The sequence below is a fragment of the Bacteroides sp. RTP31139st1_H2_RTP31139_211217 genome (assembly GCF_040227615.1).
Taxonomy (GTDB): domain Bacteria; phylum Bacteroidota; class Bacteroidia; order Bacteroidales; family Bacteroidaceae; genus Bacteroides; species Bacteroides uniformis.
This window is the reverse complement of sequence record NZ_JBCNZM010000003.1, coordinates 26,579-35,009: the sequence shown is the minus strand read 5'-3', so window position 1 is coordinate 35,009 and position 8,431 is coordinate 26,579. Positions and strand designations below refer to the sequence as shown.

The window sequence follows — 8,431 nt, the reverse complement described above, 5'->3', positions numbered from 1 at the left end:
ACGAACGTATGTGTGCCAACATGCAGAAAGACAGAGCACGTCACAACATCCTGCCGCTCAGTAAATTCGGACTGATGCAGATTACACGCCAGCGTGTACGCCCGGCTATGGATGTAAATACGACGGAAACCTGCCCCACCTGCTTCGGTAAAGGCACCATCAAATCGTCCATCCTCTTTACGGACACCTTAGAGAGTAAGATTGACTACCTGGTCAACAAATTGAAGATAAAGAAATTCTCGTTACACATCCACCCGTACATCGCAGCCTACGTCAATCAGGGACTCGTCTCCCTGAAACGGAAGTGGCAGATGAAGTACGGATTCGGTATCAAGATTATTCCAAACCAGAAATTAGCATTCCTGGAATATGTATTCTACGACCTGCAAGGGGAAGAGATAGACATGAAGGAAGAAATCGAAATCAAATAAAAAAGACGGCGAAGGGTATTTATCTTCGCCGTCTTTTTTAGCTCTTGCTTTGGGGGAGCTCTCCCCAAACATGCCTTCCGCTATAAAGCCAAACGATAGATTTCCCTGCAATCAGTCATGGTCAGCTTCACGTAGTTGCCAAGCAGTTCGCCTTTATTGCGCCGCAGACTGACGAGCATACGGTCTATATCGGGATGCTCGATACCCAACTCCTTAAAGCCAACCGGCAAGCCCATGTAACGGAAAAAGTGTTTCAGTCGGGCAGCACCTGCCAAAGCCATCTCTTCCAAATCTTCGGACTTGGGTATATCAAAAACACGATGGGCAAACTGGGCTATCTTTGCCGGATTATGTTCCGCCATAAAAGCCATCCAGGCAGGGAAGATTACAGCCAAGCCGGCACCGTGGGCTACATCATAGATAGCACTGATTTCATGTTCCAGTGCATGGGATGCCCAGTCTTCCTCACGCCCTACCCCACAAGTTCCGTTATGCGCCACAGTGCCACACCACATAATGTTGGCACGCGCGGCATAGTTGTCCGGTTGCTGTTTCACCCGGTAAGCTTCTTTAATGATAGCTGTCAAGGTGCCTTCACAAAGCCGGTCGCTGATTTCCACATCCGGTGTATTCGTGAAATAACGCTCCATGATGTGAGCCATCATGTCGGCAATACCACAAGCCGTCTGATAAGCCGGAAGGGTGTAGGTCAGTTCAGGATTCATGATGGAAAATACGGGACGCAAATGCTCGGGGGCACAGAGTCCCAGTTTTTGGAGTGTCTCTGTCTTGGTAATTACCGTATTGCCCGAACCTTCGCTTCCGGCAGCCGGGATAGTCAGCACCACGGCTACTTTCAACGCTTTCTCCACCTTGGCACGACCGATAAAGAAATCCCAAAAGTCACCATCATAGAGGGCTCCGGCAGCAATGGCCTTTGCCGTATCTATGACCGAACCACCTCCCACAGGAAGCATCATATCCACCTGCTCACGACGGCAAAGCTGAATACCTTCGTATACCTTCCCGTCAATGGGATTGGGCTGGACACCTCCCATTTCGCAATAAGCCACACCGGCTTCCTGCAAGGATTGCTTCACCCTATCCAGCAGACCACTCCGTACAACAGAACCGCCTCCATATACTATCATCACTTTTTGTGCACCATACTTACGCGCCAATGCACCGACTTGCACTTCAGTATTCTTGCCAAAGACAAACTCTGTAGGACTATAAAAAACAAAATTATTCATTGTATACCTTATTTAATGTATCGACTGTATCTTTCAAAGAAGCGTCCGAACGCTCCCCACTTCATCAGTCCTTTCTCAAAAACAAAAATACCCAGCAATGCACAAGAGATGCCCAGCATCACATCAATCAGATAATGGTGTCCCGAATAGACAGCCGTCCACCAGATACCGACCATAATCACCGCAAACAACGCTATCAACCACTTTTTGCTGCGGTCCATAACCGCGTAGGCCAAAGCCACCACCATATAGGCGGCATGGAGCGAGGGCACTGCTGCAAATACATTGGCATTCCTTCCGTAAATGGAGTTGAAGATGGAACATCCCAGCAATTCGTCAAAACGTCCTAAGCCGGCCACATTGCCCGGAGTGTCGAGTATCGGATCGAAACCATAATTCATGGCATACCAGGGCGGAGCAGCGGGATGGATGTAATAGCCGGCAAAACCGATGAGATTAACCAGCAGGAACACCATCGCAAAACGAAGATATACCTTACGGTCACCCTTCAGATAGAGCCACAACCCGAATGCAATGGGAACCGGTACCCAACAGAGATAGAATATCCCGGCAAAGAAATCGGCAACAGGACAATGGTTCAAAGCAAAATACTCACAAGGGATAAGGACAGCACCGTCTACAGACAAGCCAAAAAGGGATTTTTCTGCCTCATAAAGTCCTTTTACATCAATGGGATTCACCTGGTAATTGGGATATACGCGCATCCAGTCATACGAAATGCCGAATATGAAAAACGGCAACAGCGCCACTGCCAACTTACGGGTTGTCTGTCCGGCAAAGAACAATACCCAAAATATACCCGCCATCAGGAAATGTTCCGGACGAAGCCCGATACAGACCGCTGTCAGAATCAGGAAAAACGCTGTGATGACAATCACCAGCACCGCCTCTCTCACAGAGGGAAACAAACTATTTTTCATTCCTTGTCTTTCAGTAGTTTATAGCAATGCGCCAAGCGGGCAAATGCCGTCAAATTCGCCAATATTGCAATCACTGCCATAGGCACAATTAGTATCAGCATCGGGTCGAATAAAGTACAATCACCAAAGATACCGCAGAACATGGCACCGAGGGCAGTCAGCACAACGCGTTCGGGGCGCTGCATGAAACCCACTTTACACTCCAGCCCCAAACCTTCGGCACGGGCACGCACGTAACTCACCATCAGCGAACCTATCAGCGCAATGAATGTAATGATGGAGCCCCACAAATAGCCTTGCAGCATCAGGTAATAGAAGATGCCGAACAATGTCACGAGCTCGCTGTAACGGTCGAGTACGGAGTCGTAGAGCGCACCGAAAGTAGAACTCATTTTACCCACGCGCGCCACACGTCCGTCCATCATGTCAAACAACCCGGCAAAGAGCACAATACCGCCTCCCCAGCCCACATAGGCCAGTTCACCACTCTTGTACACCCCGGCATACACAAACAAGGCAGCCGCCACGATATTCAGTACCAGCCCCGTAGTCGTAATAAAGTTAGGCGTAATGCCAATTCTAATCATACCATGCACCACAGGATTGATAATCTTGTATATCACCTGCTGCAACCAATCTCTATAATTCATATTCGTCTTTTTTGTTCTCTAAATAATGTTTCAGAAAGCCTTTTATATTGTGATTACGATAAACGAAAAAACGTTGCAGATGGTAGTTCCAAAAAAAAGCTACCAGCACTGCTACTATTATCTTTGACAGAATAAATACATTGTCTATATAATATCCCAACAGCCCATTGACCCATGTCATGCCCGTAAGCCACTCGGTCAGTGCAAAAGTGCCCCAGGTATTCAGTATAATGCTGCCTCCCCAGACAAAGAGATATTTCACGGCAACATGCGTTTTCTTACAGTCTTCGGCATGGAACACCCATCCGTAATTAATGGCACAGTTTACAATGCCTCCTACCACGGAACCCGTGAATGTGGCATAAAGATAAAAAACAGCAAAAGCCTTTACCAGAAGGATAGTCACCAGAAAATCGACAAAGCTTGCGAATTGCGCAGAAATCTGGGCCTTGAAGAAGATCCAGACAGAATGGCGCCACGACACACCTTTGCCATTTGATTTCAACTGATTATCCATCTTGCCACAATCAAAATTATAAATCCGTAGACTCCGGACAGAATATCGTCCATCATTACCCCGATTCCACCCGGCAGACTTTCCATACGGCGAATGCCCAAGGGCTTGAATATATCAAACAAACGGAACAAGACAAATGCTCCCAATGCATACCATACATGTCCGGCGGGCGCCGCAAGCAAGGCAATCCACACACCGACCATTTCATCGACCACCACGCGCGAAGGGTCTTCGCCCCAAGATGCCTCCAGGCGGTTAGCAGCCCAGATACCGGCAAGTGTAAATACCAAAATCAATGCTACTGTCAGCCACAAAAGGCAGACACTTGAAACCAGATAAGACAACCCGAACCAGATAAGCGTAGCCAGCAAAGCTCCCGCAGTGCCGGGTGCAAAAGGAGAAAAGCCCGAGCCAAAGCCCGTACCGATAATAACTGGGAGGAGGGAGGGTTTCTTCATCAAAAAAGTAATGAGGTGATAAATGCGATAAAAACGGTAAAATGATAAATGCAATAAAGTAATAAAAGTGATAAAGTGGTAAAGTGCTATCACTCTATCACCTTACCACCTTATTTTTATCACCTTATCACTGTTTTTTTAATCCAGATAACTCGGTGCTGTTTCACCCACCATGTTGCGGAGAGTCTCTTTCACCATGCGCCATTGCTGGAACAAATCGTGTACCGGCTCATGCTCGAAATCGTGCATCGGGCTCTTGCAGAAGAAAGACAGCCACGTCTGGATGCCGCACATGCCTGCACGCAATGCCAAATCACTGAAAATAACCAAGTCGAGCGCGATGGGAGCAGCAAGAATGGAGTCACGGCACAGGAAGTTAACCTTGATTTCCATCGGATAGCCCATCCAGCCGAAAATATCGATGTTGTCCCATGCTTCCTTGTTATCCTTACGAGGAGGATAGTAGTTGATGCGTACCTTATGATAAACATCACCGTACAAGTCAGGATATTTCTCCGGTTCGAAGATATTGTCGATAACAGACAGCTTGCTGACCTCTTTTGTCTTGAAGTTCTCCGGTTGGTCGAGTACCTCGCCGTCACGGTTACCCAGAATATTCGTAGAGAACCAGCCGCTTACACCCAGCATACGGGTCTTGAACATCGGAGCAAGCACCGTCTTCATCAAAGTCTGGCCACTCTTGAAGTCCTTACCGGAAATGGGCACATTCATTTTCTTGGAGAATTCCCACATGGCTGGAGTATCCACACACAGATTAGGAGCACCCATAATAAACGGAGCGCCTTCTGCAATGGCAGCGTATGCATAGCACATACTCGGAGAGATAACTTCAGTATTGTTTTCCTTCATTGCCTGCTCCAAAGCAGCGAGAGATTCGTGCTCTTTGGACAGCGGAATATATATTTCGGTACTTGCAGCCCACAGCACAGCAATACGCTCGCAGTTATTGGCTGCCTTGAAGTTACGGATATCCTCACGCAACTGCTCTGTCATTTCCCAGCGAGTAGCAGCCTTCTTAATATACGTACCGTTCAAACGTTTTGCAAAATTGTGGTCGAATGCAGCAGGCATCGGCTTGATGGCTTGCAGTTCGTCTTTTACCAAATTCAAGTCTTTCTCTTTCAAAACCTCGGCATACATAGCAGCTTCGTAGGCGTTGTCCGGGAAAATGTCCCAACCGCCGAAAATGATATCATTCAAATCAGCCAAAGGCACTATGTCTTTGATAAGTTTCTCTTTGCCATCCTGCATGCGCATAGCAGCCATTTGTGTGATTGAGCCTATAGCTTTTGCCAAGCCCTTGCGAGCAGCTAATGTACCGGTAATCATGGTGGTTGCAACCGCACCACCTACTCCGACTACCAGCACGCCCAGGCGTCCGGTTGCCGGCTTAATGTTTTCTTTCATTGCCATTGTATTATTTAGAGTTTAAAAAATTGCTCAAATTTAGGGTATTTTACTCAATTGGGATTAGTCATTTTATCCGATTTAATGTCCTATTAGTAAGATTTAAGTTAAAATGTCATGTGTAGACTGATTCTGAGCCCGGATTTGTCGATATTTGGTAAATTTCGGTAAGTCAAACGCCATACATAATCGACACGCAATACTTTGAAAATATTTTCAACACCTACACCTGCCTCTACGTATGGCGTATGCCCCATTGTAGTGCTGCCGGCAGGAAAACGGAACAAATCCTGCTGAAAAGCCGGATTATTCTTATCACTCAAATTCCCATACAAGCCGCGACAGGAAAGCACTTCACGCCATTTCAACTTTTTCAACAAAGGAATACGGTTGAAGAGCCAGCCGTTCAAGTAATAGGTCACATCCCAGGAAGCGTATTCATCGTTCATGAATTCCATGGCATTCATCAGTGAATAGGACTCGGGCTGTATGGTATAGGACAAGTTCGCGTTGGGAATGACGAGCAAAGGGAAAGGAACCTTGTTCCATACTTTCCCGGCCTTCAGGATAACGTCCGTATAACCGAATGCCGAGAACCAGAAACGCTTTTGAAAACCCGCTTCCGTATAGTGATAGGTATAGTCTCCTCCCAGTACCCCTTTGGCAGCCATGGTATGTGTAAGCGAAAAGACCGGAGCATCCAGCGAAACGGGGAAACGGTTCCATTGGGTTTGGAAGAATTTCTCGTTGGGAGCATAGCGCAGCTTCAATTCCAGTTCACTGGTCGAAATACTTTTTACATACGTATTACGGTCATCCTGCTTGACGAAAGGAATCAGATGGGATGATTCATCTTTACGCAGGCGCGCCGTCATCTGTACGGAAAAGCCGGAATGGAACTCATTGGTATAGGTCAGTTCCGCCTTCCGCTGATAACCGATACGGTCATCCTTCTGACGTTTCAAGGCAAGAAAAACATTATCCTGACTGGTATAAAGATAGTGTTGTCCATATTGATTGACGTCTGACAAGTAACGGAGCTTCAACGAATGTATAGGAAATTCATTGGCATATTCCTTCTTCCTATGAAAAGAATATTCCAGTTCGGCGAGTCCCTTTACACGATGGTCGCGAAAACCGTATGCCATATAGCCCCTGCCGAACAAATGCGGATTGAGCCATGCCGTCGTCATACCGCCGGCACGCAAGCGCACCCCTTCCAGTGTATTTCCGCTGATAGTGGTATTCATCATACCGATATAGAACAAAGGTTCTTTTTCCTTCGGAGCGGGAATATACCCCGTGAACAGCACCTTCAACACTTTCTCCGTCCAGAAATAAACGGGATAGCTGCGCAACTGGGCCATCATCTTGTCCACCGAAGTCTCTTTCTTGCTGACTTCCACCTGGCGGTTGGCATCCCAATATGCTTCCGAATAGCCGGAAGCCGATGTCTCTTCAATCACCTTTTCCGGTTTTCGGAAAGCCTGCAGAGCCTTGTCATCCGGTTCATACTGATAGTTTCTGTAATACACATCCCGCTTGGCATAAATACCGTCACTATTGTCCACCAACTTGAATTCCGTAGTGATACTCTCATTGAGCAACTGCCTCGTACCGTCCTCCGCGCGGTCAAAATTCTGTTCAATCTTCATGTAGTCCACAAAGTTCAGATTTATTTTCTGAGGAAAGTTCATGACGGCACGCTTTACAAAATAGGTACTGTCCAGCATGACGTATAAATGTCCCGTAAAACCGAACGACTCGGAGTTGAAAGGGACAAATGTCAAGTCAACACAAGGCTTTCCGGCAACGGTAAGCGTATCCATCAGATAATATTTGTAGAAAGACGGCCCAAGGGAGGAAAGCGGACTGACAAACTTATTGGTGAACAAGGTGATGTTGTTCTCATAAAGGTCTACATCGGTCATGGTGACACTGATAGCCTGCTCCATACCCTGCTGGGAAAGCATCTCGTCCACTCCTGCCTGCCTGCGGGCGGTGACCCACTGTTTCCGGCTATGCGGAGACTTGCGGTAATAGTCTGTGGCAAGCAACTCACGGTTGGAGATGGCCAATACCGGCCTGCCGGTAACGGCAGAGGTATCGACATAATCCGTCAGAAACTTGAACTTACGGTAAAGCCACTTCTGTTGCTTCAAGCTGTCGAAGTTATTGATGGCAAAAGTCATCTTTTCATAGCGGTCACGTTTCCAGAAGTCGCGTTCGTCGGGCGAGTAGTCATCCCGATGCTCTATCATCTTGCGTACAAACTCCACTGCGGGATTATCCTTTTTCTTATACCGTTCACGTTTCGGCTTCACCACCACCTCATCCAGTGCATAAGTGGCTGGCGAAAGGGCAATATTGAACTTAGAAGACTTTGCAGGATGAATCAGCCGGACATATTCATTATATCCCACGGCCGAAATGACCAGCGTGGCCTCCGGGCGATAGGTCTTGAAGGAAAAACGGCCGTTATTGTCCGTCATCCCTCCCTCCGTAGTTCCTTTCAGATAAACTGACGTATAAGGCAACGGCTCCTTCGTCAACGAATCGGTGACAACGCCTTGCACCATATATTGTGCTCTCAATGGAAGAGTAACCAGCTGGATAAGCAGAAATACCCTAAAAAACAACTTCATACCTTGTTTTACCTAATTTGGATGGCAAAGGTACGGAAGAAAACTTTTTCTTAAAGTTCGGTTTTACGGAATAAATGTTCTAAAAAACTCCTTTTGTACAAAACACTT

At 47.1% G+C, this 8,431-nt stretch carries 8 protein-coding genes; 1 reads left to right on the top strand and 7 read right to left on the bottom strand.

Annotated features, from left to right (window positions below; translation table 11 throughout):
* Positions 1-431 (top strand): ribonuclease E/G (locus ABUA47_RS00960; RefSeq protein ID WP_349831373.1); only part of this gene is annotated, 431 nt, incomplete at its 5' end.
* An 80-nt stretch (positions 432-511) separates the two neighbouring features.
* On the opposite strand, the gene ABUA47_RS00955 is transcribed toward ABUA47_RS00960, so the two are convergent.
* From ABUA47_RS00955 to ABUA47_RS00925, 7 genes are all read right to left on the bottom strand, one after another.
* Entirely contained in the window at positions 512-1,684 is a 1,173-nt protein-coding gene (locus ABUA47_RS00955; protein ID WP_035449399.1) for an iron-containing alcohol dehydrogenase, read from the bottom strand.
* 8 nt (positions 1,685-1,692) lie between these two features.
* A complete protein-coding gene (locus tag ABUA47_RS00950) occupies positions 1,693-2,625 on the bottom strand; it encodes a phosphatase PAP2 family protein (RefSeq protein WP_035449402.1) in 933 nt (310 codons plus the stop codon).
* Entirely contained in the window at positions 2,622-3,275 is a 654-nt protein-coding gene (locus ABUA47_RS00945; protein ID WP_005826758.1) for a CDP-alcohol phosphatidyltransferase family protein, read from the bottom strand. The genes ABUA47_RS00950 and ABUA47_RS00945 overlap by 4 nt, the downstream gene beginning before the upstream one ends.
* The gene (locus ABUA47_RS00940; RefSeq protein ID WP_005826761.1) at positions 3,265-3,792 is read right to left on the bottom strand and encodes a GtrA family protein; all 528 of its coding nucleotides are present in this window, start codon (positions 3,790-3,792) and stop codon (positions 3,265-3,267) included. The genes ABUA47_RS00945 and ABUA47_RS00940 overlap by 11 nt, the downstream gene beginning before the upstream one ends.
* Positions 3,777-4,250, bottom strand: a complete 474-nt coding sequence (locus ABUA47_RS00935; RefSeq protein WP_035449646.1) for a phosphatidylglycerophosphatase A — start codon at positions 4,248-4,250, stop codon at positions 3,777-3,779. The genes ABUA47_RS00940 and ABUA47_RS00935 overlap by 16 nt, the downstream gene beginning before the upstream one ends.
* 138 nt (positions 4,251-4,388) lie before the next feature.
* Positions 4,389-5,678 (bottom strand): inositol-3-phosphate synthase, encoded by a 1,290-nt coding sequence (locus ABUA47_RS00930; RefSeq protein WP_035449648.1) that lies wholly within the window; start codon positions 5,676-5,678, stop codon positions 4,389-4,391.
* Positions 5,679-5,785: 107 nt separating this feature from the next.
* Positions 5,786-8,323 carry a DUF5686 and carboxypeptidase-like regulatory domain-containing protein gene (locus tag ABUA47_RS00925; RefSeq protein ID WP_035449404.1) on the bottom strand — a complete coding sequence of 846 codons (2,538 nt, stop codon included), beginning with the start codon at positions 8,321-8,323 and terminating at the stop codon, positions 5,786-5,788.
* Positions 8,324-8,431 lie beyond the last annotated feature (108 nt).